22 protein-coding genes and 1 tRNA gene are annotated in these 22,822 nt (G+C 67.3%); 15 read left to right on the forward strand and 8 right to left on the reverse strand.

What is annotated here, in order from left to right:
• Positions 1 to 62 precede the first annotated feature (62 nt).
• Positions 63 to 344 carry a UPF0058 family protein gene (locus ACOZ4I_RS07685; protein WP_162413889.1) on the forward strand — a complete coding sequence of 94 codons (282 nt, stop codon included), beginning with the start codon at positions 63 to 65 and terminating at the stop codon, positions 342 to 344.
• 84 nt (positions 345 to 428) lie between these two features.
• On the opposite strand, the gene ACOZ4I_RS07690 is transcribed toward ACOZ4I_RS07685, so the two are convergent.
• Together ACOZ4I_RS07690 and ACOZ4I_RS07695 are read right to left on the reverse strand one after the other, a co-directional pair.
• Positions 429 to 956 (reverse strand): Lrp/AsnC family transcriptional regulator, encoded by a 528-nt coding sequence (locus ACOZ4I_RS07690; protein WP_424004592.1) that lies wholly within the window; start codon positions 954 to 956, stop codon positions 429 to 431.
• 46 nt (positions 957 to 1,002) lie between these two features.
• Positions 1,003 to 1,797, reverse strand: a complete 795-nt coding sequence (locus tag ACOZ4I_RS07695) for an enoyl-CoA hydratase/isomerase family protein (protein WP_424004593.1) — start codon at positions 1,795 to 1,797, stop codon at positions 1,003 to 1,005.
• Between the two features lie 106 nt (positions 1,798 to 1,903).
• Between ACOZ4I_RS07695 and ACOZ4I_RS07700 the strand changes: the two genes are divergently transcribed.
• The 3 genes from ACOZ4I_RS07700 to ACOZ4I_RS07710 all read left to right on the forward strand — a co-directional run bounded on the left by ACOZ4I_RS07700 (position 1,904) and on the right by ACOZ4I_RS07710 (position 5,677).
• Positions 1,904 to 3,301, forward strand: coding sequence for a cryptochrome/photolyase family protein (locus ACOZ4I_RS07700; protein ID WP_424004594.1), 1,398 nt, complete (start codon positions 1,904 to 1,906; stop codon positions 3,299 to 3,301).
• Between the two features lie 186 nt (positions 3,302 to 3,487).
• Positions 3,488 to 4,099: a superoxide dismutase gene (gene sod / locus ACOZ4I_RS07705; RefSeq protein ID WP_424004595.1), complete on the forward strand. Its 612-nt coding sequence runs from the start codon at positions 3,488 to 3,490 to the stop codon at positions 4,097 to 4,099.
• Positions 4,100 to 4,288: 189 nt separating this feature from the next.
• Positions 4,289 to 5,677, forward strand: coding sequence for an ABC transporter substrate-binding protein (locus ACOZ4I_RS07710; RefSeq protein ID WP_424004596.1), 1,389 nt, complete (start codon positions 4,289 to 4,291; stop codon positions 5,675 to 5,677).
• Positions 5,678 to 5,704: 27 nt separating this feature from the next.
• On the opposite strand, the gene ACOZ4I_RS07715 is transcribed toward ACOZ4I_RS07710, so the two are convergent.
• Genes ACOZ4I_RS07715 through ACOZ4I_RS07730 form a run of 4 tightly spaced genes read right to left on the reverse strand, consistent with a single transcriptional unit; the run spans position 5,705 to position 9,672 of the window.
• Complete coding sequence (locus ACOZ4I_RS07715; protein ID WP_424004597.1) at positions 5,705 to 6,460, reverse strand: ABC transporter ATP-binding protein; 756 nt, start codon at positions 6,458 to 6,460, stop codon at positions 5,705 to 5,707.
• Positions 6,457 to 7,287, reverse strand: a complete 831-nt coding sequence (locus tag ACOZ4I_RS07720; RefSeq protein ID WP_424004598.1) for an ABC transporter ATP-binding protein — start codon at positions 7,285 to 7,287, stop codon at positions 6,457 to 6,459. The genes ACOZ4I_RS07715 and ACOZ4I_RS07720 overlap by 4 nt, the downstream gene beginning before the upstream one ends.
• The gene (locus ACOZ4I_RS07725; RefSeq protein ID WP_424004599.1) at positions 7,280 to 8,560 is read right to left on the reverse strand and encodes a branched-chain amino acid ABC transporter permease; all 1,281 of its coding nucleotides are present in this window, start codon (positions 8,558 to 8,560) and stop codon (positions 7,280 to 7,282) included. The genes ACOZ4I_RS07720 and ACOZ4I_RS07725 overlap by 8 nt, the downstream gene beginning before the upstream one ends.
• On the reverse strand, positions 8,557 to 9,672 hold the full coding sequence (locus ACOZ4I_RS07730) for a branched-chain amino acid ABC transporter permease (RefSeq protein WP_424004600.1): 1,116 nt from the start codon (positions 9,670 to 9,672) through the stop codon (positions 8,557 to 8,559). The genes ACOZ4I_RS07725 and ACOZ4I_RS07730 overlap by 4 nt, the downstream gene beginning before the upstream one ends.
• Positions 9,673 to 9,916: 244 nt before the next feature.
• Between ACOZ4I_RS07730 and ACOZ4I_RS07735 the strand changes: the two genes are divergently transcribed.
• The 5 genes from ACOZ4I_RS07735 to ACOZ4I_RS07755 all read left to right on the forward strand — a co-directional run bounded on the left by ACOZ4I_RS07735 (position 9,917) and on the right by ACOZ4I_RS07755 (position 14,541).
• Positions 9,917 to 11,146 (forward strand): helix-turn-helix transcriptional regulator, encoded by a 1,230-nt coding sequence (locus ACOZ4I_RS07735; RefSeq protein WP_424004601.1) that lies wholly within the window; start codon positions 9,917 to 9,919, stop codon positions 11,144 to 11,146.
• 153 nt (positions 11,147 to 11,299) lie between these two features.
• A tRNA-Glu gene (locus ACOZ4I_RS07740) sits at positions 11,300 to 11,374 on the forward strand.
• 81 nt (positions 11,375 to 11,455) lie between these two features.
• The gene (locus ACOZ4I_RS07745; protein ID WP_424004602.1) at positions 11,456 to 12,148 is read left to right on the forward strand and encodes a competence/damage-inducible protein A; all 693 of its coding nucleotides are present in this window, start codon (positions 11,456 to 11,458) and stop codon (positions 12,146 to 12,148) included.
• Between the two features lie 197 nt (positions 12,149 to 12,345).
• The gene (locus tag ACOZ4I_RS07750; protein WP_424004603.1) at positions 12,346 to 13,416 is read left to right on the forward strand and encodes an ATP-NAD kinase family protein; all 1,071 of its coding nucleotides are present in this window, start codon (positions 12,346 to 12,348) and stop codon (positions 13,414 to 13,416) included.
• A 90-nt stretch (positions 13,417 to 13,506) separates the two neighbouring features.
• Positions 13,507 to 14,541 (forward strand): PhoU domain-containing protein, encoded by a 1,035-nt coding sequence (locus ACOZ4I_RS07755; protein WP_424004604.1) that lies wholly within the window; start codon positions 13,507 to 13,509, stop codon positions 14,539 to 14,541.
• Positions 14,542 to 14,602: 61 nt separating this feature from the next.
• Here ACOZ4I_RS07755 and ACOZ4I_RS07760 read toward each other — a convergent pair whose 3' ends face one another.
• The gene (locus ACOZ4I_RS07760) at positions 14,603 to 15,820 is read right to left on the reverse strand and encodes an LEA type 2 family protein (RefSeq protein WP_424004605.1); all 1,218 of its coding nucleotides are present in this window, start codon (positions 15,818 to 15,820) and stop codon (positions 14,603 to 14,605) included.
• 116 nt (positions 15,821 to 15,936) lie between these two features.
• Here ACOZ4I_RS07760 and ACOZ4I_RS07765 point away from each other — a divergent pair, with 116 nt between their 5' ends.
• The 6 genes from ACOZ4I_RS07765 to ACOZ4I_RS07790 all read left to right on the forward strand — a co-directional run bounded on the left by ACOZ4I_RS07765 (position 15,937) and on the right by ACOZ4I_RS07790 (position 20,627).
• The gene (locus tag ACOZ4I_RS07765; RefSeq protein WP_424004792.1) at positions 15,937 to 16,137 is read left to right on the forward strand and encodes a hypothetical protein; all 201 of its coding nucleotides are present in this window, start codon (positions 15,937 to 15,939) and stop codon (positions 16,135 to 16,137) included.
• Positions 16,138 to 16,208: 71 nt separating this feature from the next.
• Positions 16,209 to 16,439: a DUF7123 family protein gene (locus ACOZ4I_RS07770; RefSeq protein WP_162413904.1), complete on the forward strand. Its 231-nt coding sequence runs from the start codon at positions 16,209 to 16,211 to the stop codon at positions 16,437 to 16,439.
• Positions 16,440 to 16,505: 66 nt separating this feature from the next.
• Positions 16,506 to 16,937 (forward strand): SRPBCC family protein, encoded by a 432-nt coding sequence (locus ACOZ4I_RS07775; protein ID WP_424004606.1) that lies wholly within the window; start codon positions 16,506 to 16,508, stop codon positions 16,935 to 16,937.
• Complete coding sequence (locus ACOZ4I_RS07780) at positions 16,934 to 17,752, forward strand: carbon-nitrogen family hydrolase (RefSeq protein ID WP_424004607.1); 819 nt, start codon at positions 16,934 to 16,936, stop codon at positions 17,750 to 17,752. The genes ACOZ4I_RS07775 and ACOZ4I_RS07780 overlap by 4 nt, the downstream gene beginning before the upstream one ends.
• A 78-nt stretch (positions 17,753 to 17,830) precedes the next feature.
• The gene (locus ACOZ4I_RS07785; RefSeq protein ID WP_424004608.1) at positions 17,831 to 18,892 is read left to right on the forward strand and encodes a DUF4349 domain-containing protein; all 1,062 of its coding nucleotides are present in this window, start codon (positions 17,831 to 17,833) and stop codon (positions 18,890 to 18,892) included.
• A gap of 319 nt (positions 18,893 to 19,211) precedes the next feature.
• Positions 19,212 to 20,627, forward strand: coding sequence for a hypothetical protein (locus ACOZ4I_RS07790; protein WP_424004609.1), 1,416 nt, complete (start codon positions 19,212 to 19,214; stop codon positions 20,625 to 20,627).
• Between the two features lie 30 nt (positions 20,628 to 20,657).
• On the opposite strand, the gene ACOZ4I_RS07795 is transcribed toward ACOZ4I_RS07790, so the two are convergent.
• A complete protein-coding gene (locus ACOZ4I_RS07795) occupies positions 20,658 to 22,778 on the reverse strand; it encodes a CDC48 family AAA ATPase (RefSeq protein ID WP_424004610.1) in 2,121 nt (706 codons plus the stop codon).
• Positions 22,779 to 22,822: the final 44 nt, after the last annotated feature.

The raw sequence follows: 22,822 nt of genomic DNA on the forward strand, positions 1-22,822 counted from the left end.
GTGAGAGTCTGGTATCTCTTCTCAAGCAATTCTTATGCGGCTGCCAACACATACGTGTAGCCATGCACAAAGACGAACTTCTCGAACTGCACGAACAGATGGTGACGATCATGGAGTACTTCCGCGACGAGATGGACTCCGTCGACCCGGACCTGTTCGACGCCTACCAGGAACTCGACGTGCGCCCTTCGGACGTCCACAAGTCCAAGAGCGAGCACAAACACGCCGTGTTCGTCCTCGGGAACTCGCTCGCGACGGCGATGAGCGAAGACGAGTTCTCGGACGCGGGCCGCGTCAGCAAGCGGATGAAGGAACTGGCCGAAGACGCCGAACGGAAGCTGTAACGGTCCCCTCGCCGATCTAGTTCGTCTCTCTCGATTCGTTTTTTCTCTGTCTCCCGGGTCTGGCGCTCGTCGTCGCGCGCTCGCCTACGGTTCGAGCGTGGTCTCGCCGTCGAGTTCGGTGTACATCTCCGGGTCCGTGCGGAACTTCAAGACGTTGTGGACCACGGAGTTGCGGACGTTCAGGACCACCTCGCCGTGTTCCTTGTAGAAGTCGTGGATCCAGCGCGATTCGGCGGTCCGGCTCGGGAACATCATCACCGACTTCCACTGGTACTCGCCGTCCGAGAGGAAGTAAAAGAGCGTGTGGCGGTCGTCGCGGATGGACACCATCGCGTCGTGCCACGAGTCAGCGAAGTGCTCGGGATTGAACTTGAACTCGAAGAGGGCGAAGTTGAACAGCGCCTCGTTCGGGATGATGGCCTCCCGGAACACGCCCTCGTCGCGCATCTTTCGGATGGACTCGCTGACGGTCACGTGAGAGACGTCGATGTCGTACTCCGCCTCCAGGATGTCGGCGAGTTCACGGGACGATCGATGTGGGTCCGCCGAGAGTTCTCTGAGGATGGTTACGTCTCGTTCGGTGAACTCCCAGTTGGGCGTGTCGTCGTTCATGTAGATACTCGCGTAGCGCCAGTTGTGACGCTTTCGGCCGCGTCAACTAGCGCCCTTCGAACGACGGCTCCCGCCGCTGGGCGAACGCGCGGGCCCCCTCCTCGTGATCGCGGGTCGTGAACGCGAGCCCCTGGGCGGCGGCCTCGTTTTCGAGCGCCTGCTCCAGCGAGGCCTCGGTGCCACGGTCGAGAAGGCGCTTTGCCTGTCCCAGCGCGACCGTCGGTCCCTCCGCGATGGTCGTCACCATGTTCTCGACGCCCTGCTCGAAGGAGTCGGCCTCGAACAGGCGGGTGAACAGGCCGAGTTCGCGGGCCGCGTCCGCGTCCAGGAGTTCGCCGGTGAAGACCAGTTCCTTGGCCTTGTTCGGGCCGACGATCCGCGGCAGAAAGTACGACACGCCCGAGTCGATGGCCAGACCGACGCGCCGGAAGCCAAAGCCGATCTTCGCGTCGGGGCTGGCGAACTGCACGTCGCAGGCGAGCGCCAGGCCCGCGCCGGCCCCGAAGGCCGGGCCGTCGATCTTTGCCACGACCGGGCGATCACAGCCGTGGACGGCCTGGATCGCGTCGTGGATCGCGGCGAGGACGCTGTCGACGCGCTCGGCGGACGGTTGCTCGCCCTCGACGCCGTCGAGCATCGCCTCGATGTCGCCGCCGGCACAGAACGCCGTTCCCGCGCCGTCGAGCACCACGCATCGCGCGTCTCCCTCGTCGACCGCTTCGAACGCGTCGGTGAGTTCCTCGGCCAGTCGCTTCGACAGGGCGTTACGCGCGTCGGGACGGTTCAGCGTCACCGTCGTCACGTTCCCGTCGATCGAGCGCGTGACAAGGTCCTCGGACATGGGCGAGTCGACACCCGGGACGGAGATAACTGTGGTGACTGTCAGCGAGCCGCGAACCGATACCGTTGGGCAGTACCTTTTGCTGGGGCGAGGGCGTCTATTGGGTATGCGCCTCCACTGGCACCGACGAGACCTGCGGGCGACGGACAACGCCGGGCTCGCGGCGGCGACTCCGTCGGACCCCGTCGTCCCGGTGTTCGTCTTCGACAGGGCCGTCCTCGATCACGCCGGACCGCCGCGAGTCGCGTTCATGCTCGACGCGCTCGACAGCCTCGGGGCGTGGTACCGCGAGCGCGCGAGCGACCTCGTCGTCGCTGAGGGAGATCCGTGCGAGGTACTGCCGGACCTGGCCGCGGAGTACGACGCCGAGACGGTGACGTGGGGCAAAGACTACTCCGGACTCGCCCGCGAGCGCGACGCGGGGGTCCGACGGGCGCTGGACGACGCCGGCGTGGCCCGCGAGGCCGTCCAGAACGCCGTCCTGCACGAACCGGGCGAGATCACGACGAACGACGGCGACCCCTACAGCGTGTTCACCTACTTCGGACGGAAGTGGCACGACCGGGAGAAAGAAACGCCCTACGACGCGCCCGACGCCGACGCGCTGGCGTCCGTAGCGGGCGACGACCTGCCGACGCTCGACGACCTCGGCTTCGAGGAACCCGAAGCTGACGTGCCGGTCGCCGGGGCCGACGCGGCTCGCGACCTGCTCGAGGAATTTCTGGACGAGGACGTCTACCGCTACGGCGAACGCCGCGATTACCCGGCCGAGGAGTGCACGTCTCGACTCTCCCCGCATCTGAAGTTCGGCACCGTCGGTATCCGCGAGGTCTACGAGCGCACTGAGGGGGCGGCGGAGGGCGTCGGCGGCGACCGGCGGGAGTCTGTCCGTGAGTTCCAGTCACAACTCGCGTGGCGCGAGTTCTACACGCAGGTGCTGTTCGCCCATCCGAACGTCGTCACGTCGAACTACAAGTCCTACGAGAACCCCATCGACTGGGAGAACGACGAGGACCTCCTGCAGGCGTGGAAGGACGGCGAGACGGGCTATCCCATCGTCGATGCCGGGATGCGCCAGCTCCGCGAGGAGGCGTTCATGCACAACCGCGTGCGGATGATCGTCGCCTCCTTCCTCACGAAGGACCTGCTCGTGGACTGGCGCCACGGCTACGAGTGGTTCCGCGAGAAACTGGTCGACCACGACACGGCAAACGACAACGGCGGCTGGCAGTGGGCGGCGTCGACCGGGACCGACGCCCAGCCGTACTTCCGCATCTTCAATCCGATGACGCAGGGCGAGGACTACGACCCCGAGGCAGCGTACATCAAGCGGTACGTCCCGGAACTCCGGGACACCGACCCCGAAGTCATCCACGACTGGAACGAGTGTTCGCTCACCCAGCGACGAAACGCCGCGCCCGACTACCCGGACCCGGTCGTCGACCACGGGGAACGCCGCGAGCGAGCGCTGGCCATGTTCGAGCGGGCGAGAGGCGACGACTGACACGACGGCGCTCGTGACGGCCCGAATGAATGTGCCGTCCTTTGACACCGGTCAGACCCCGGCCCGAGATCGGGCGAACCACGGCTGGACACCACTCCGTCAGCGTGTGCGTGAGTGGTGATACCATACGTCTCCTAAACGTTTAACAGGCAGCCGCGCGACAGGTCTCGATGGAGGCGTTTTCATATGTCCGAACATTCCAATCCCGAACTGCCACCGCTCCCGTACGACTACGACGCGCTGGAGCCCCACATCTCCGAGCAGGTGCTCACCTGGCACCACGACACCCACCACCAGGGCTACGTAAACGGTCTCGAATCCGCCGAGGAGACACTCGCCGAGAACCGCGAGGCGGGCGACTTCTCGTCGAGCGCCGGCGCGCTCGGGAACGTCACCCACAACGGCTGTGGCCACTACCTCCACACGCTGTTCTGGGAGAACATGGATCCCAACGGCGGCGGCGAGCCGGAGGGTGACCTGCGTGCCCGCATCGAGGAGGACTTCGGCTCCTACGAGGGCTGGAAGGGCGAGTTCGAGGCCGCGGCCTCGGCCGCCGGCGGCTGGGCGCTGTTGGTCTACGACCCCGTCGCCAAGCAGCTCCGCAACGTCAAGGTCGACAAGCACGACCAGGGCGCGCTCTGGGGCGCACACCCCATCCTCGCGCTCGACGTCTGGGAGCACTCCTACTACTACGACTACGGTCCGGCTCGCGGTGACTTCATCGACGCCTTCTTCGAGGTCGTCGACTGGGACAAGGTCGCAGAAGAGTACGAGAAGTCGGTCGGTCACTTCGAGTAACGGACAGCACTCGACATTTTTTCGCGCAGTCCCGGAGCCGCGACGAACGTCTCACCAGAGCGTCACTTCTCCCGACGGCTCGACCGGTAAATATTACGAGACCAGCACTCGAATCGGGTCGCTGACTGCCGATTCCCGCCGTCCGCTAGGATACTGTTTTATGAGAGCGCGAGTGTTGTATAGGTAGGTATGAGTCGAGATACCAGCCGACGACTATTTCTGAAACGTACTGGAGCGGTAAGCACGGTCGGCCTGCTCGGCGGACTCGCAGGCTGTTCGACGGAGCAGACAGACGGCGGTGACGGTGGCGATGGCGGCGACGGCGGCGATGGCGGTAGCGACGGCGGCACCGGAACCGCGACCGGCGACGGGAGCGGCGGTGGCGGCGAGTCGCCGGACGTGCTGATGGTGGTCGGCTACCCCCAGAGCGGGGTCCAGCTGTTCAAGGACTTCTACGCCGATTACGGGGACGACGCCGCGGACATCCTCGTCACCGACGGCCTGCAGGACGGCGAACTCCCGAGCAACGTCGGTAACGACATGTCGAACGTCCGCGGGACCGCGCCCTCGGCGGCCGGCCCCGGCGTCGATACGTTCACCGAGCAGTTCACCTCCGAGTTCGACTACGAAGAACCGGGCGTGTTCACGTCCCAGGCCTACGACGCGACGGCCGTCCAGATCCTCGCGAACCTCCTCGCGGGCGAGAACGACGGACAGGCCATCCGCGACCACATGCGCGTCGTCGCGAATCCGGGCGGCGACGCGTACGGCCCGTCGGAGCTACCGGCCGCCGTCGAGGCGGCCGCCGCCGGCGAGAACATCCAGTACGAGGGCGCATCGAGCACCGTCAACTTCGACCAGAACGGGGACATGGCCTCGGCGCAGTACCAGGTCTTCGGCTTCCAGGACGGCGGCGGCATCGAGACGCTCAACACCGTCGACTTCGAAAGCAGCGGCGAACTCCCACAGCCGGAGCCGAGCGGGTCCGGCAGCGACGCGGGTCGAACGGTCAGCTTCGGCGTCCTGATGCCCGAGACCGGCGACCTCGGTCCGCTCGGGAAGCCGATCCGGGACGCCGCCCTGCTCCCGGCGCTGCAACTGCAGGACCAGGTCGACTTCGAGTTCGACTACCAGGTCGGTGACACCCAGTCCGTCGCGCAGGCCGGCATCGACGCCGCGAACTCCCTCGTCAGCGCGGGCTACCCCTCGCTGACCGGGGCCGCGAGCTCCGAAGTGTCCATCCAGGTCGCCCGGAACGTCCTCGTCGACAGCGGCGTCGTCGGCTGTTCGCCGGCGTCCACGTCGCCGACGCTCACGGGGCTCGAAGACGACGACTACATCTTCCGTACCCCGCCGAGCGACGCCCTGCAGGGGCAGGTGCTCGCCCAGGTCGGCATGTCCGAGATGGGCGCAGAGACCGCGTCGACGCTGTATCTCAACAACAGCTACGGGCAGGCGCTCCAGGAGGCCTTCGTCAGCGCGTTCGAGGAACGCGGCGGGACCGTGATGAACCAGGTCGGCTTCGAGCAGCAGCAGTCGTCCTACACGTCCGAGATCAACAGCGCGATGAATCAGTAGGCCGCTCGCGGAGTCGTTTTTTCGCCGTTACCCGCCGAGGAAGTCCTGTCGCACCTGCTCGTCGTTTAGCAGCACCGACCCCTCGTCCTCGTAGCGGTTCTGGCCCTGGACGAGGACGTAGCCGCGGTCACAGCGACGCAGGGCCTCCTTGGCGTTCTGCTCGACCATCAGAATCGCCGTGCCGTCGTCGTTGATGCGGTCGATGCGGTCGAACATGTCCTCGACGAGGTCCGGCGCGAGACCGGCCGATGGCTCGTCGAGCAACAGGAGGTCCGGGTCGAGCATCAGCGCCCGCCCCATGGCGAGCATCTGCTGCTGGCCGCCCGAGAGCGTCCCCGCGTCCTGTTCGGAGCGCTCGCGAAGGATGGGGAAGCGATCGTACACGTCCTCGATGCGGCCTTCCGGGACCTCGTCGAGGATGTACGCGCCCATCTCCAGGTTCTCTCGGACGGAGAGCGACCCGAAGACGTTGCCCGTCTGCGGGACGTAGCTGATCCCCTCGTAGATGATCTCGTCCGGGTTACGCTCGCTGATGTCCGTCCCGTCGAAGACGACCTGTCCGCCCATGTACGTCGTCAGCCCGAAGACGGACTTCATCACCGTCGACTTGCCCGCCCCGTTCGGGCCGACGATGACGACGTACTCCTCGTCGGCCACGTCCATGTGCACGTCGCTGAGGACCTGCAGGTCGCCGTAGCCGGCGTCGAGATTCCGAATCGCAAGTAGGCGCTCAGACGGGTCGGGCAGCGTGACCTCCTCGGAGACCGTCGCGCGCTGGCTCATACCTCACCTCCAAGGTACGCTTCGAGCACGCGCTCGTCCGACTTGATGGCCTCGGCGTCCCCCTCGGCGAGGACGCTCCCCTGGTGCATGACGATGATGTGTTCGCAGTTGTTCATGATGACGTCCATGTCGTGTTCCACGAGCAGGAAGGTCAGCCCCTGCTCGCGGCGGAGCTCGTGGATTCGCTCCAGTAGCTTCTCCTCCAGCGTCGGGTTCACGCCGGCGAGCGGTTCGTCGAGCAGCACCATCTCCGGGTCGGTCATCAGCACCCGCGCCATCTCAAGCAGCTTCCGCTGGCCGCCCGAGAGGTTCCCGGCGTTCTCGTGGGCGAGGTGGTCGATCTCGAAGAAGTCGAGGGTCTCCCACGCGCGGTCCCGAACTGCTTCCTCGTCGGCGATCACGTCGTCGCGGAGGCCCGGCAGCACCGAGCGAATCGCCGACTCTCCGACCTGGTCGTCCGGCGCGAGCATCACGTTCTCCAGGACGGTCATGTCGGACAGTTCGCGGGCGATCTGGAACGTCCGTACCAGTCCGCGATTCGCGAGTGTGTACGGTGGAAGCCCCGTGATCTCCTGTCCGTCGAAGGTGACGCGTCCGCCGGTCGGCTCGTGGATGCCGGTGATGAGATTGAACGTGGTGGACTTGCCCGCGCCGTTCGGGCCGATGAGGCCGGTGAGCGACCCCTCGCCGACGGCGAAGGAGGCCCCGTCGACGGCGACGACGCCGCCGAACTGCTTGCGGAGGCCGTCGACTTCCAGCAGGGGGTCCTCGATGCTCTCGCTGTCGACCGCCGTCGTCTGCCGCCGTGTCTCCGCTGATTCACTCATCCGTCTCACCTCCGACCTCGGCTCGACTCCGGTCCAGATCGACGCTCGCGGCCGGTTCGTTGCGGTGGCCGAGCAGTCCCTCGGGCTGGTTCTGGATGATGTAGATGAGGACGACGCCGATGAGGACGAACCGGAGCGTGCTGACGTTGCCGACGGTATACGCCACCAGCGGGAGCGGGTCGAGCGAGCCGAGCGCGGCGACGGCCTCGACCACGTTGCTCGGCGCGCGCGTCCCCAGCGGGACGTTCTCGCCGATCCGGGCCGGCAGGTAAAAGAGCAGCCCGGAGAACGTCGCCGCCCCCAGGATGCTTCCGGTGTTCGACCCGGAGCCGCCGATGATGAGCGCCGCGAAGACGTAGAAGGTGATCGTCGGCCGGAACTGACTCGGGCTGATGTAGCCGGCCTGGCCGCGGAACAGGACGCCGGCCAGCCCCATCAGCGCACAGCCGATCATGAACGTCTTGATCTTGAACAGCCGGGTGTCCTTCCCGAGCGACTGGGTCACCGTCTCGTCCTCGCGGATGGCCTTCAGCACGCGTCCGAACGGCGAGTTCGTGAGACGGGCGAACACCCAGTAGCTCGCGCCCACGACCGCCATGAGTATGAGGCCGTACGTGAGGTTCGCGAGGTTCGGCGCGGAGACGCCGACGCTCTGGAACGCGGCGGCGATCGGCGCGCCGACGCCGTCGACGAGCGAGCCGGCCACGCCGTTCGCCGACTCGAAGGAGATGCCCGTCGCGCCGCCGGTCCCGAGCGTTCGTCCGAACAGCGTGAACTCGGCCAGCCCGTTCCAGTTGACGATCAGCCGGATGACCTCCGAGAGCGCCACCGTCACGATGGCGAGGTAGTCGGCTTTCAGTCGGAGCGCGGGCAAGGCGGCCAGTCCGCCGATGATCGCGGCCATCAGCATCCCGCCGATGAGACCGATCCACAGCGGGAGACCGAGTCCCGCGACCGCGCCGGCCGCGGGGTCCGTCGGAGCGGTCAGAATCGCCGTGGTGTACGCGCCGACGGCCATGAAGCCCGCGACGCCGATGTTGAACAGCCCGGTGTACCCCCACTGGAGGTTCAGGGCAAGCGCGAGGATCGCGTAGCCGCCGATGAGCACCGTGACGCTGCCGATGAAGCCGGCGGCGAGGTTCGCCCACTCCGCACCGCCGACGGCGAGCGCCAGCACGAGCATGATCGCCCAGATAGCGCCCATGAAGCCGGCGACCAGCCCGATGTCGGGGAGTGTGTCGAGGCGGTCTCGGACGGAGTCGGCCACGCTCACGCCGTCGTCACCCCCCCGAAGATCCCGGACGGGCGAAGCAGCAAGACGACGATGAGCACGAGGAACGCCGCCGCCCGCGTCAGCCCGGACGGCAGCCAGATGAGGGCCAGGCTGTCGACCAGGCCGATGAGGACGCCGCCGGCCATCGCGCCGTAGATCGACCCGATGCCGCCCACGATGACGGCGGCGAAGATGAGCAGGAGGAGGATCCAGCCGAAGTTAAACGAGATCGTACCGCTCTCCAGCACGAGCAGGTAGCCGCCGACGCCGGCGAGGCCGCCGCCGAGGATCCACGTCAGCCGGATCACCCGCTCCGTCGGAATGCCGGTCACGCGCGCGAGGTCCTCGTTGTCGGCCATCGCCCGCATCGCCTTGCCCAGTTTGGTCCGCTGAAGGAGCAGGTGGACGGCCAGCATCAGCAGGAGGCTGACGACGAGTAGCGTGACCTCGTTGTCGGTCATGGAGACGGTACCAAGCAGCGTGATGCGCAGGCCGCCGCTCGCCACGCCGCTGGTCTGCGTGCCGAAGACGAAGGCGATGAGATAGCGCATCGCGAGGGCGACGCCGATGGAGGCGATCAGCAGCGAGATGTTGTCCGCGTTCCGCATCGGACGGTACGTGAGGCGGTCGACGAGCAGCGTCACGCCCACGCTCCCGACCCCCGCGATTACGAGGCCGAGGAGCACCGGGACGAACGTCGAGACGGTGCTCAGTTGTCGGCCGGAGTTGAGCATGAACAGTTCGGCGATCGGCGCGCCGGTTCCGAGTCCGGCCACGATGTAGGCGGCGACCCACCCCAGAAAGGCCCCGGCGGTCACGGTGTCGCCGTGGGCGAAGTTCGCGAAGTCGAGGATGCTGTACGTCATCGACAGCCCGATGCCGGCCAGTCCGACCGCCAGCCCGACGAGCAGGCCGTCGATGACCATCGAGAGCAGCGAGCCGAGTTCGAGCGAGCCACCCAGCACCTGCATCCCGAGGAAGAACACGCTGATTCCAGAGAGCTTTACGACGAGATCGAGGACGAGGTAGCCCAGAACGGCGGCCACCGCGACTGCGCCCGGCCGGTCAACCACGGCCGCCCGACTACCCCCAGCATTCGCGACGAGTCCCATATGTTATCGTTCGATGCACCTCCTCTCTAAATAACCCTCCGGAAATTCTTGCCAATTCGCCGTCGTAACGTGATTCTTCCGCACGCGAACGGAGAGCCGTATCTCCGCCCATGGGCGGGGCGCGCTCGACTTATCGACTGTAGCCACCCCTGCCTGCTGGAGCACGGACAGACGTGGCCGACGGGTAAAACCCGGGGACATCGTCCGGGTCGTGACGGAGAACGCCCCCATTCACAGCGCTTTTATGCGGTCCATCGATGATATACGACAGATGTTACGTCCGGTGGTCGCCGGTCTGGTTGCCATGCTTCTGCTCGGGAGCGGCGTGGCGCTCCCGGCTATGGCACAGGAGGGCGACGCGAGCGCCCGCATGCAGACGCCCGACGGGTTCGATCAGACGACGTTCCGCGTGACGGTGTACGGGAACGGGTCGGCCACGTGGACGATCGAACACCGGACGCCGTTGCAAAACGAGTCCGACCAGTCGCAGTTCGAGTCCTTCGCCGAGGAGTTCGAGAACACGGAGACACCGCTGTACCGGAACTTCGTCGAGCAGTCGACGCTGCTGACACGGTACGGGACGAACACGACCGGTCGCGAGATGTCGGCCAGCCACTACGAGCGGTCGGCGTCGGTCGATCCGCTCCAGAGCACGGGCGCGGTCAGGATGTCCTTCCGCTGGGACAACTTCGCCGTCGTCTCCGACGGCTCGGTGCTCGTCAGCGACGTGTTCGAGGGCGGCTTCTACATCGGTGAGAGCCAGTCGTTCGTCTTCGAGCGCGGGCCCGAACTGGCCTTCGCCGACGTGCGACCGGCCCCGGACTCACAGAGCGCCCCTGACGACCTCCGCGGGAGCGAGAGCGTCACCTGGAACGGCGAGCGGTCGTTCAACGACCGCCGTCCGTACGTGGAACTCGAACCGCGCGAGAACGGGGCAACGGCGGCCGGCGCGACTGGCGGGGACTCGCCCGACGAGAGCCAGACCGCTGGGACCCCGGCGACTGCCGGAGGCGGCGGCCCGTCGTGGCTGCTGCCCGCCCTCGTCCTCCTCGCTCTCGCCGTCGGCGGCGCGGCGGCCTGGCGCTCCGGTGCCGTGGCTCGCGTTTTGGGCGGTGACGGCGACGGAGGTCCGGCCGCCGAGACGGGCGGGGAATCGGTGACTGCCGCCGAGACGACCGACGCGCCGGCAGCAGCCGAAGGCGATGCCGAAGCCGAGACCGAGCCAGCGGTGTCCGACGAGGAACTGCTCACCGACAGCGACCGCGTCATCAATCTGCTCGAAGACAACGGCGGACGGATGAAGCAGGTCGACATCGTCGACAACACCGACTGGTCGAAGTCCAAGGTGAGCATGCTCCTCTCGGACATGGAGGAGGAGGGCGACATCTCGAAGCTCCGGGTGGGCCGGGAGAACATCATCAGCCTCTCCGGCCAGGAACCGGACGCCGCCGGGTCGCCGTTCGACGACGAGTGAGGCACGCCCCGTCGATGACGAGGGCTTCTGCGATGGAACCGACCGCGGGAAGCCGCGCCGTCGTCGACCGTTTCCCGTTCTCATGCGAAACCGACACAGGGCGGGGCCGAAACGCAATGATTATACGTTCCTCCCCGCAAGGAATCAGTGTACGCTCCGTTGGTGTAGTCCGGCCAATCATATCACCCTCTCACGGTGATGACTAGGGTTCAAATCCCTGACGGAGCACTCCTTTGCTGTTCACTCTCCCAGCCGCGGCCCCGTGATTCGCGACCGACAGTATTTGTGTCTCCCGGGCTAACGGGGCGTATGCGCGTCGCGGTAGTCACTGTCGGGGACGAACTGCTCGCGGGCGAGACGGTCAACACGAACGCCGCGTGGCTTGGCCGAGCGCTCGCCGAGCGCGGCGTCACCGTCGCTCGGACGACCGTTGTCCCCGACGAAACCGCCGACATCGCCCGCGTCGTCAACGAGTATCACGCGGAGTACGACGCGGTCATCGTCACCGGGGGCCTGGGGCCGACCCACGACGACAAGACCATCGAGGCCGTCGCGGCGGCGTTCGGACGGGACGTGGTCGAGAGCGAGGAGGCCCTCGCGTGGCTGGAGGAACACGGCGGCTACACCCGCGACGACCTGACCGACGGAACGGGCGAGGTCCCCGAAGGGGCCCGCGTCCTGCCGAACCACGAGGGGGTGGCCCCCGGCTGCGTCGTCGAGAACTGCTACGTCCTGCCCGGCGTCCCGGCGGAGATGAAGCGGATGTTCGAGGAGATCGAATCGGAGTTCACCGGGGAGCAGCGCTACGTCCGCACCGTCGACGCCGCCGAACCGGAGAGCGCACTGCTCGACAGGCTCGCGGCGGTCCAGGAGCAGTTCCCGGTCAAGGTCGGGAGCTATCCGGGCGAGTACGTGACGATCCGGTTCGAGGGGACGGAGGAAGAACTGGTCGAGCGGGCGGCGGCGTGGTTCGGCGAGCGCGTCGAGTCGCCGGCCGAGTAGCTATCGGTAGAGGTAGTTCAGCCAGAGGAAGGTCAGCAGAAGGCCGCCGAGCGTGATGGCCGCCCCCGAGGCGTTGATGACACCGGTCTGAACGGAACTCTGGAGTAGCAGTGACATAGGAGCCACTTCTGTGTGGGGTGGCTTGAAAGGCACGCTCCCGGGCCCCTTTTGCCGCGGGGTCGCCTACCACCGCTCGAATGCGACGAATCGGTGTCGTGGTCAACCCCATCGCGGGCATGGGCGGCCGCGTCGGCCTGAAGGGCACGGACGGGAAAGTCGACGAGGCGCGCCGCCGGGGAGCCGAGCAGCGAGCGCCCGAGCGGGCGCGGACGGCCTTACAGTCGCTCGCCGACAGCGGGGCGGCCGTCGAGGTGCTCACGTACGGCGGGCCGATGGGCGAACAGGTCGCTCGCGACGCGGGCTTCGAACCCACCGTCGTCGGTGACCCGGCGGACCCCGAGGAGACCACGAGCCAGGACACTCGGGACGCGGTCCGAGCCTTCGTCGAGGCGGACGCGGACGTGATCCTGTTCGTCGGCGGCGACGGCACGGCGGTCGACGTGGCCGAGACGCTCGACGAACTGGACGCCGACGTGCCGATACTGGGCGTCCCCGCGGGCGTGAAGGTCTACTCCTCGGTGTTCGGGGTGTCGCCGCGAGCGGCCGGCCGCATCGTCGCCCGCTTCTCCGAGACGGAGCGTGCGGAGGTCAACGACATCGACGAGGACGCTTACCGGGGCGGCGAAGTCGTCACGGAACTGCGGGCCGTCGCGACGGTCCCCGTCGCCGACCAGCGCCAGTCCGCGAAGCAACTGGGCGGCGGGAGCGTCGCGTCGCTCGCCGAGGGCGTCGCCGACGCCGTCGAGGAGGGGGTCACGTACGTCCTCGGGCCAGGGAGCACCGTCGGCGCGATCAAGTCCGAACTGGGCTTCGCCGGGACGACGCTCGGCGTCGACGTGTGGCGCGACGGCGAGGTGCTCGTCCGCGACGCCGCAGAGGCGGACATCCTCGACGCGCTCGGCGAGCGGAACGTCATCGTGGTGTCGCCCATCGGCGGCCAGGGGTTCGTGTTCGGCCGCGGCAATCAGCAGCTCTCGCCGGCGGTCATCAGGCGCTGTGACCTCGAAGTCGTCGCCTCCCGACGGAAGCTCGACGGCGTCGGAACGCTCCGCGTCGACACCGGGGACACCGACCTCGACGCGGAACTGCGCGGCTGGCTGCGCGTCCGCGTCGGCCGCCACGAGCGCCGACTCGTCGAAGTGGTCTGACGCCCTGTGTCACTGTCCCATGATATTCCGGGCGGAGAATTTTATGGTGTATAGTCAAGATTAAGGTATCTGCCGACCGACAAAGGACATATGGAAACGCGGAAAGTGCAGCGGTTGGGCCCGTCGACGCTCGCGATGACGTTGCCGGCGGAGTGGGCCAGCGCACACGACGTGGAAAAGGGCGACGAAGTCTCGCTGCGGATGGGCGGTAAGGGCACGCTGACCGTCATGCCCGAGTCGGTCCAGACCGAAGAGTCCGAGGCGATCATCCATGCGGAGAACCTCGACGCGGCATCCGTCGAGCGGGCCATCGTCGCCCAGTACGTGCTCGGCCGGCGCGTCATTCACGTGGAAGCGCCGGAGGGCGAGACGCTCGAATCCTCGCACATCAACGCCGTGTACAACGCCGAGACGCAGTTGATGGGCCTGGGCGTCATCGAGGAGACGCCGGACCGCATCGCGATCCGCTGTTCGGTCGACCCCGAGGACTTCACGCTCGACAACCTCCTCGAACGTCTCGAATCGACCGGGTCGACGATGCGAAACGAGGCGGTGAAGTCACTCGCCCACGGCAACCCGGACCTCGCCCAGCGGGCGCTCAACCGGGAGCGACAGGCGAACAAGATCTTCGTGCTCCTGCTTCGCCTCATCTTCACGGCCTACCAGAACCCCAACCTCGCGCGGGCCATCGGCCTCGAGGACGGCTTCCCGCTCATTGGCTACCGCTCCATCGCGAAGAACCTCGAACTGACCGCCGACAACGCCGAGGACATCGCCGAAATCGCACTGGAGACGGAGGACCACTCGCTCGAGGTCGACAGCTCGACCATGCGGCGCATCCGCGAGTTCACCGACCAGGTCAACGACATCACGGAGCTCGCGGTCCAGGCCGCCGTCGACCGCAGTTACGATACCGCCATCGAGGTCCGGGAACTCTACAAGGAGATCGGCGACAAGGAACACGAAATCCTCAGCGACCTGCCGGAGATGGAAAACGAGGACCTCCTGGAGGTCCGCGAAGTGCTCGTCAGCCTCCAGCAGACGGCCGAGTTCGCCGTCCGCAGCGCCGAGATCGCGACGAATCTCGCGCTCAACGAGGAGTCCGAGCACACGACCATCGCGTAAGCGACTTCGACCTTCTCAGTTCGGTCTCGTGTGAGCCACCGCAGAATATCGGCCTCGCCGATCAGCCCAGCAGACCGCCGTCGTCCGTCTGCGTCTCGGTCGGCGTCGCGGTCTCAGTCGGCGTCGCGGTCTCGGTTTCTGTCGGTGTGGCCGTCTCCGTCGGTGTCTCGGTGGCCGAGTCGTCACCGCCGAGCAGTCCGTCGTCGGTCTCTCCGCCGTCGAGGAGTCCGCCGTCGTCGTCGGTTTCGGTGGCCGTCTCCGTCTCGGTCGTCGCCGGTTCGCCTTCGCCGTTCTCATCGTCCGACCCGCCAGCGTCCGTCACTGTTCCGTTCCCGGTCGGGTACTGCGCTTTGTTCCCGAAGATGTCCGTCTCGATGTCGGTCCGGTAGTCGATGGCATCGAGGTCGACGCGGAACCGCTCGCCGCCGCCCTCCAGAACGAGGTAGAAGTCGATGTACACCTCTGTCTGCTGGTTCCGTTGCAGGTGGGTGACCCACCAGCGGTCCAGATTCTCGTTCTGGATAGCGGTGTCGGCCTCGATGGTCGTCTCCTCGCCCGGCGTGAGGACGTAGCCGCGCTCGGTCTCGCCCTGGCCCACCGTCACGTCGTTCATGGAGATCGTGTAGCCGATCTTCGAGACGGTGTATGGGTAGGGCTTGGGGTTGTACACGTCGAAGCCGAGGTCGAGCGGCGTCTCCGAGCGGGTGAGGTTCGCCCGGTCCCAGGCTCCGCGCGTCTCGTTGACGTACAGCACGGGATCGGAGACGAGCGGCTGGTTCGCCTCGACGGGTCGCGTCTGGCTGGAGTTGAACTGGCTGACGATGTCGGTCTCGACGGTCCGCTCCTGGCCGAAGGAGACGGACCGGCCGCCCAGCGTCGACGAGGTGGCCGTCGCGTCGATCGACACCGTCGTCGTCTCGCCGTTCCTGACGTGGGTGTACCACCACGCCGGGATGCGGTCGTTGCGCATCTCGGTCCGGAACGGCACCGTCGTGTTACCGGGCCCGATGCCGAGCCCCTGCTTGTCGCCCTGGGCCAGTCGCACGTCGTTCATCGCGACGGTGTAGTTGACCGAGAGGCCGCCCAGCTGGACGCCGACTGGGTTCGGGTTCGACACCGTCAGGTTCGTCGCGACGGTCGTCGTCTGGTTCGAAACGCCGGCGAAGTGATTGTCGACGCCGGCGACGGTCGGGGTCCCGAGGACGCCGAGCGCCACGCCGCCTCCGAGTACCGCGACGAGGACGACGGCGAGGACGCCGGCGAGCGTGAGCCGATTCATTACCGTTCCCTTCTTGGGGGCGGGTATATGTCCTGTGGCTCGACCCCGAATGAACTAAGTAGGAAACAGCGAAAGCGACGAACATGAGTTCAACCGAGTCGGAGACCGACCTGGGTATCGGTCTCGCAGTGCTGTTCGGTCTCGTCTCCGTGGGCGCGGCGGCCATGACCGCCATCAACGGCTACAACTACGCGATACTGCACTACGTCCAGGAAGTCGACACCGGGAACCTGCTGGTCACGTCCGGCGGCGCGTTCGGCGTCGCGATGCTGGCCGCGGCCGTGGCCATCGTCGCCATTCACGCCTACGACGCCTGACCCGACCGCCGAGTATCAACTCGCCGACCTGTGAAGGGAACCGTTAAAAACGCAGAGACCCAATCTTACGTATGGCCGATTACAGCGAGGAAGACCGACGCATTCTCGAGTATCTCCGAGACAGCGTCTCGCGCGGCGAGAGTTACTTCCGCGCGAAGAACATCGCTGAACAACTCGGCCTCTCGTCGAAGCAAGTGGGGGCACGGCTCCCGCGGCTTGCAGAGGAGGCCGACGAAGTCGAGATCGAGAAGTGGGGCCGCGCCCGGTCGACGACCTGGCGAGTCACGACGACAACCGGGTAAGCTATCGCCGGGTCCGGCACTGATTCGATCGGTGGATTCATCGGAGAGCAGTCCGCAGTACCTGCTATGACTGTCCGGGTCGAACGGAGTATGACTGTGTCGGCCCCGCCCGAGCGCGTCTGGGAGTTTATCGCCGACCCGGAGCGGCGCGCCGAACCCATCAGCGTCGTCGAGGACTGGGACGTCGAAGACGAGCGTCACGCGACCTGGTTTCTCACGCTCCCGATCCCGGTAATCAATCGAACGCTGCGCGTCGAAACCGAAGACGTGGAGCGCCGCGAACCGGAGTACGTCCGTTTCGTCGGGACGTCGAAAGTGATGCGCGTCCAGGGCGAACACGAACTCGAGGAGACCGAAGACGGGGGAACGCGCCTGACGAACCGCTTCGTCGTCGAGGGGCGACTCCCCGGCGTCGAGGGGTTCTTCAAGCGAAACCTCGACGGCGAGCTTCGGAACCTCGAAGACGCGCTGCGTGACGACCTCGAAGTCGAAGTATGAAGATCGCACTCGCACAGATCGAGATCGCGGGCGGATCGACCGAGAAGAACGTCGACCGCGCCGTCGCGGCCATCGAGGACGCTGCCGGCGACGGAGCCGACCTCGTCGTTCTCCCGGAACTGTTCAACGTCGGGTACTTCGCCTTCGACAGCTACGCCCGCGAGGCCGAGGGAGTCAAGGGCGATACGCTCACGCGGGTCCGGCGGGTCGCGGACGACAGCGACGTGGCGGTGCTGGCCGGGAGCATCGTCGAGGACCTGGAAGCGAGCGACGACAGCGGCGTCGCGGTCCCGACAACCGAAGGCCTGGCGAACACCGCCGCGTTCTTCGACCGCGAGGGCCGCCGGCGGGCGGTGTACCGCAAGCACCACCTGTTCGGCTACGACTCCGCCGAGTCGCGGCTGCTCGAACCGGGACAGGCGCTCCCGACCGTGGACTTCGGGGGCTTCACCATCGGTATCACCACCTGCTACGACCTCCGCTTTCCCGAACTCTACCGTCGGCTGGTCGAGAAGGGCGTGACGATGGCGCTCGTCCCCAGCGCGTGGCCCTACCCCCGCGTCGAGCACTGGAAGCTGTTCGGTCGGGCACGCGCCGTCGAGAATCAGCTGTTCGTCGCGGCGGCCAACGGCGTCGGCACGTTCGACGACGCGGAACTGCTCGGCCGCTCGACGGTGTACGACCCGTGGGGAACGACGCTCGCGAGCGCGGCCGACGACCCGGCGCTCGTCACGGCGAGCGTCGACCCAGTGCGCGTCGAGCGCGTTCGCGAGGAGTTCCCGGCGCTCGAAGACCGCCGGACGGACTGGCGGTAACTGCAGTCGTCGTTTCACAAAAAGCGGATTTTGAGCGTACGTCGCCTCTTTGGCACTGTCTGTCCCACTGTGGCGTGTATGTCTTCGAGAGGCAGGGTGCTCGCCGTCGTCGCGCTCCTCCTGCTCGCCGGCTGTGCCGGTATGGGCGGGAGCGGCGCGTCGGGCGGCGACGGCGGTGGCGGCGACGGCGCACAGATGGCCGCGAGCGGCGGCGACGGCGGCTCGGCGGACGCTTCGGCGGGAGCCGCCGACCAGGCGAGCAACGGCGCGGCTGCCGCGAGCGCCCAGAGCGTGCGGACCGACCGCGCCATCATCCGCACCGGACGGATGGTCGTCGAGGTCGAGAACTTCACGACGGCGTCCGAGGAAATCGCCGCCACGGCACGGGAACGGGGCGGGTACGTCAGCGACTCCAACAGCCGACTCCACCGCGACGGCGACGAGTCGTGGTACACCGGCTACGTCGTCGTCAGAGTCCCGAGCGACCAGTACCGCTCGATGCAGGAGACGGTGAGCGAGCAGGGAACGGTCCGCTCCGAGGAGACGACCACCGAGGACGTGACGGACCAACTGGTCGACCTCGAAGCCCGTCTGGAGAACCTTCGGAGCCGCCGCGACCGCCTGCGGACGTTCTACGAGGAGGCCGACGACACCGAGGAACTCCTGCGCATCGAGGAGCAACTTTCGTCGGTCCAGAGTGACATCGAGCGCTTGGAGGCCAAGAAGCGCTCGCTCGAACAGCGCGTCGCCTACTCGACGCTCCGCGTCGAGATCCGCGAGCCGACGCCCGGCATCGACGAGATACGGACCCAGTACCACGAGCAGTCGCTCGTCTCCGTGTTCCTCTCGTCGGTGGAGGACGTGTATGTCTTCGGCCGCGCGACGCTCGTGACCGTCGTCGCCGCCGCGCCGTGGCTGGCAGTGTTGGCCGTCCCGGTCGTGGGTGGCCATCGCCTCCTGCGCGGCCGCTCGCTCCCGCTTCTGGGCCGTTCCGACGGCGAGACTAGCCGCGACGCGCCGCCGCCACGAGACGAACGAACGGCCGACGACGCGGAGGACGGTGGTTCCGATGCGAGCGAGACGGCTCCAAGTGGATCGGGTGACGACGCCACCGCCGAGTCGACGGACGGCGAGCGGTAACCGGCGCTCCACACCGGGCCTTTTTTGCCTGTCCACCCGCTACGGTGTACTGCCGGCAAGGCGCTTTTCACGTCGATGCCGGCGCTAACGCCCGTCTCGCTGCTCGGCCACTCGGCGTCGCTCGTCCGCCAGAGGCTGTCCGGACAGCCTCTTTCACTTCACTCTCGAAGTTCCGGGCGAGACTCTCCTCGCCTTTCGAACATCGTCAGTCAATCGCTCGTGAGTCGTCAGGCCGTCGTGGACGAGCGCGGCCGACCAGTCGGATTGGATACTAACGTATCGTGACAAGACTTATTACGGCCCCGGGAGCCGGATTCGCATGAACATCTCTCAATCGTTACGAGAGATTCTCGTCGGGTTTCGCCGCCGATTCGCCGTCGACCCGCGGGCGCTGACCGCGTTTCGGATGGCTCTCGGCCTCTGCCTCGTCGTCGACGTCGCCACTCGGCTCACGGCGCTGACCGCGTTCTACACGGACAACGGCGCGCTCCCGCGGTCGGTCCTCCAGCAGCTCTACCCCGCCGTGGCTCCGTATTCGCTGTTGACCGTCTCTGGTGCCACCTGGGTCCAGTTCGGCCTGTTCGCTCTGACGGCGCTGGCGGGCGTCGCGCTCCTGCTCGGCTACCGGGTGCGATTGGCGGCGTTGCTCTCACTGGTGTTGCTCGTCTCCGTTCACGTTCGCAATCCGTTCGTCCTCAACGCGGGTGATACCCTGTTTCGACGGCTCCTGTTCTGGAGTCTGCTGCTGCCGCTGGGTGGCCGTGCCATTCGGGCCAACGATCGGTCGGCCGTCTCGCCCGTCGCGACGGCGGCGACGGTGGGGGCGTTGCTACAGGTCGTGGCCGTCTACGCCGCGAACGCGCTCGTGAAGCTCCGCGGAGCGCAGTGGCTTCGTGGGACCGCAGTGCGATACGTGTTCGAACTCGACCACATCACCGTCGGACTCGGGGACGCCCTCGGCGGCTGGCCGCTGCTGTTGACCGGGCTGAACTATCTGTGGCTCGCGATGCTCGTCGGCTCGCCGCTGTTGATACTGTCGACGGGTCGCCACCGGACAGTCCTGACCACCGGTTTCATCGGCGCGCACCTCGGCATGGCTGTGACGCTTCGCCTCGGCGTCTTTCCGCTCGTGTGCATCAGCGGACTGCTCCTGTTTCTCCCGGCCGAGGTCTGGGACGGTGTCGAGCGGTTCGTCCCCGACGGAGTTCGTTCGGTCCGTTCGCGCTGGCCTCGGCGCTCCGTCACCAGCACCCTACCTGCGGTCCACGCCGTGATGCGCGGCATCGCGATTCTCGCCGTCGTCACCTTGCTCGCCGTCAACGCCGTCGCGGTGGGGTTCGTCGACGCGCCCGCCGGAACGCCGGATCGCATCGAGAGCCGCAGCTGGGACATGTTCGCGCCGTCACCGACCGTTCAGACGTGGTGGTACGTTGCCCCGGCGACGCTGGAATCTGGCGAGCGTATCGACGCGCTAACCGGTGGACCGGTCGACAACGCTCGACCCGCCGACGCGGCGGATCGGTTCCCGGGGATGCGATGGAAGAAGTTCCTCGGCGACGTGCGTCGCCAGCCGCGACTCAGGCGGTCGCTGGCGACGTACTTCTGTACGCGGTGGAACCGGACCCACGACGACGAGATGGAACGGGTCACGCTCACGTTCGTGACAGAACGAACGCGACTCGGCGCTTCGGAGCGCGTCGAGCGGACGGACCTGGGCACGTACAACTGCGCCTGAGCGGGGTACATATCCGGCCGTCCGTCGCCCCTACCGCTCTCGCTCGCGCTCCAGCGCCGCCTCGAAGTGCGCCGCGGTGATGCGCACGTCGTCGGCGTTCTCGGCGGCCTGCTCGGGCCCCTGTTCGGTCGCGGCCTCGCGGATGGCCAGCATCGACGCCTCGCGGACGACGGCCTCCAGTTGGGCCCCCGAGAAGCCCTCGGTCTCGTCGGCGAGGTCGGCGACCGACACGTCGTCGGCGAGGGGCTTGCCCGCGGTGTGGACGGCGAGGATTTCCGCGCGGGCGTCGTGGTCCGGTTCGGGGACCTCGACGTGCTGTTCCAGTCGGCCGGGCCGCAGTAGGGCGTCGTCGATGATGTCCCGGCGGTTGGTGGCGGCGAGCACGACCAGATTGGGGTTCTCGGTGATGCCGTCGAGTTCGGCGAGCAGTTGCGAGACGACGCGCTCGGTGACCTCGTTGCCCTGCCCGCGGTGGCTGGCGATGGCGTCGATCTCGTCCAGGAAGATGATGCTCGGCGCAGTCTGGCGGGCGCGCTCGAACAGTTCGCGGACCGCCTCCTCGCTCTCACCGACGTAGCGGTCCATGATCTCCGGGCCGGCGACGTGGATGAAGTTCACGTCGCTCTCGCCGGCGACGGCGCGGGCGAGCAGGGTCTTGCCCGTGCCGGGCGGGCCGTACAGCAGGATGCCGCTGGGCGGGTCCGTGTTCGTCGCGGCGAACAGTTCGCCGTAGGCCAGCGGCCACTCGATGGTCTCGGTGAGGGTCTGTTTGACCCCCTCCAGCCCGCCCACGTCGTCGAACGTCGCGGTCGGCGACTCGGCGACGTACTCCCGCATGGCGCTCGGGTCGACGGTCGCCAGCGCCGTCTCGAAGTCCTCGCGGTGGACCGAGCCGTCGTCGCGCTCGGCCCGGAGCGCCGCCATCGCCGCCTCCGTGGTCAGGGAGGCGAGGTCGGCCCCGACGAAGCCGTGGGTCTGGGCAGCGATGCGATCGAGATCCACGTCGTCGGCCAGCGGCATCTCGCGGGTGTGGACGTCCAGTACCTCGCGACGACCGTGTTCGCCGGGGACGCCGATCTCGATCTCGCGGTCGAAGCGGCCGCCGCGGCGCAGCGCGGGGTCGATGGCGTCGACGCGGTTGGTCGCCCCGATGACGACGACGCGGCCGCGGTCTTCCAGGCCGTCCATCAGCGTGAGTAACTGGGCCACCACGCGGTTCTCCATGTCGGCGTCTTCGTCCCGGGACCCGGCGATGGAGTCGATCTCGTCGACGAACAGAATGGCCGGCGCGTTCGCCTCGGCGGTCTCGAACGCCTCCCGCAGGCGCTCCTCGCTCTCGCCCTTGTACTTCGAGACGATCTCGGGCCCGGAGATGGTGTCGAAGTAGGCGTTGACCTCGTTGGCGACGGCGCGGGCGATGAGCGTCTTCCCCGTGCCGGGCGGGCCGTGCAGGAGGACGCCGCTGGGCGGGTCGATGCCCAGCCGGCGGAACTCCTCGGGCTCCGAGAGCGGCATCTCGATCATCTCGCGGATGCGGTCCAGTTCCTCGTCCAGCCCGCCGATGTCCTCGTAGCTCACTCCCGAGTCGGTCTCGGCGCTGGGGGCGTTCGGCGTCCCCTCACTCGCCTCTGTCTGACCCCCGCCGCTCCCGCTCTGAGCGTTGAGTCCGGGCAGGACGGACACCCGGGTCGAGTCCGTGACCCTGACGGGGCCGGACGGGGCGGTCTCCCGGACCAGGAAGGTCCCCAGTCCCTCGATGTGCGTCCGCTCGTCGGCCTGGATGATCTGGTCGACGAGCCGGGTCCGGACCATGTGCTCGTAGTCGTTCTCGCCCGGCATCGCCTCGACCGGCTGGACGGCGATTTCGCGGGCCTCCGAGACCGACCCGCTGGTCACCGTGACCGTGTCGCCGATGTTGACGCCGGCGTTGGCCCGCGTGTCCGAGTCGATGCGGACGAACGAGCCGTCGTCGTCGGCCGGCCAGACCTTCACGACGGTCATCCCGTCGCCCTCGATGATGATGGGCGATCCACTCAGGACGCCCAGTTCCTCACGTGCGGACTCCGGTAGCCGTGCGATACCGCGCCCGGCGTCGCGCTTGTTCGCACCTTCGACGGTGAGTTCGATACCGGCGTCGCTGGAGCCGCTCATGCCGCCCTCTTGCGGTCCGACGCCCTTGAGGGTTCCCGTTGTGT

Source organism: Haloarcula salina (assembly GCF_049603855.1).
In the GTDB taxonomy this organism is placed as follows: Archaea; Halobacteriota; Halobacteria; order Halobacteriales; family Haloarculaceae; genus Haloarcula; species Haloarcula salina_A.

What these genes read in the sequence shown, in the direction of transcription:
- ACOZ4I_RS07685 (WP_162413889.1), top strand. Translation starts at nt 63, where the DNA reads ATGCACAAAGACGAACTTCTCGAACTGCACGAACAGATGGTGACGATC.
- ACOZ4I_RS07690 (WP_424004592.1), bottom strand. Translation starts at nt 956, where the DNA reads ATGAACGACGACACGCCCAACTGGGAGTTCACCGAACGAGACGTAACC.
- ACOZ4I_RS07695 (WP_424004593.1), bottom strand. Translation starts at nt 1,797, where the DNA reads ATGTCCGAGGACCTTGTCACGCGCTCGATCGACGGGAACGTGACGACG.
- ACOZ4I_RS07700 (WP_424004594.1), top strand. Translation starts at nt 1,904, where the DNA reads ATGCGCCTCCACTGGCACCGACGAGACCTGCGGGCGACGGACAACGCC.
- sod (WP_424004595.1), top strand. Translation starts at nt 3,488, where the DNA reads ATGTCCGAACATTCCAATCCCGAACTGCCACCGCTCCCGTACGACTAC.
- ACOZ4I_RS07710 (WP_424004596.1), top strand. Translation starts at nt 4,289, where the DNA reads ATGAGTCGAGATACCAGCCGACGACTATTTCTGAAACGTACTGGAGCG.
- ACOZ4I_RS07715 (WP_424004597.1), bottom strand. Translation starts at nt 6,460, where the DNA reads ATGAGCCAGCGCGCGACGGTCTCCGAGGAGGTCACGCTGCCCGACCCG.
- ACOZ4I_RS07720 (WP_424004598.1), bottom strand. Translation starts at nt 7,287, where the DNA reads ATGAGTGAATCAGCGGAGACACGGCGGCAGACGACGGCGGTCGACAGC.
- ACOZ4I_RS07730 (WP_424004600.1), bottom strand. Translation starts at nt 9,672, where the DNA reads ATGGGACTCGTCGCGAATGCTGGGGGTAGTCGGGCGGCCGTGGTTGAC.
- ACOZ4I_RS07735 (WP_424004601.1), top strand. Translation starts at nt 9,917, where the DNA reads ATGCGGTCCATCGATGATATACGACAGATGTTACGTCCGGTGGTCGCC.
- ACOZ4I_RS07745 (WP_424004602.1), top strand. Translation starts at nt 11,456, where the DNA reads ATGCGCGTCGCGGTAGTCACTGTCGGGGACGAACTGCTCGCGGGCGAG.
- ACOZ4I_RS07750 (WP_424004603.1), top strand. Translation starts at nt 12,346, where the DNA reads ATGCGACGAATCGGTGTCGTGGTCAACCCCATCGCGGGCATGGGCGGC.
- ACOZ4I_RS07755 (WP_424004604.1), top strand. Translation starts at nt 13,507, where the DNA reads ATGGAAACGCGGAAAGTGCAGCGGTTGGGCCCGTCGACGCTCGCGATG.
- ACOZ4I_RS07760 (WP_424004605.1), bottom strand. Translation starts at nt 15,820, where the DNA reads ATGAATCGGCTCACGCTCGCCGGCGTCCTCGCCGTCGTCCTCGTCGCG.
- ACOZ4I_RS07770 (WP_162413904.1), top strand. Translation starts at nt 16,209, where the DNA reads ATGGCCGATTACAGCGAGGAAGACCGACGCATTCTCGAGTATCTCCGA.
- ACOZ4I_RS07775 (WP_424004606.1), top strand. Translation starts at nt 16,506, where the DNA reads ATGACTGTCCGGGTCGAACGGAGTATGACTGTGTCGGCCCCGCCCGAG.
- ACOZ4I_RS07780 (WP_424004607.1), top strand. Translation starts at nt 16,934, where the DNA reads ATGAAGATCGCACTCGCACAGATCGAGATCGCGGGCGGATCGACCGAG.
- ACOZ4I_RS07785 (WP_424004608.1), top strand. Translation starts at nt 17,831, where the DNA reads ATGTCTTCGAGAGGCAGGGTGCTCGCCGTCGTCGCGCTCCTCCTGCTC.
- ACOZ4I_RS07790 (WP_424004609.1), top strand. Translation starts at nt 19,212, where the DNA reads ATGAACATCTCTCAATCGTTACGAGAGATTCTCGTCGGGTTTCGCCGC.
- ACOZ4I_RS07795 (WP_424004610.1), bottom strand. Translation starts at nt 22,778, where the DNA reads ATGAGCGGCTCCAGCGACGCCGGTATCGAACTCACCGTCGAAGGTGCG.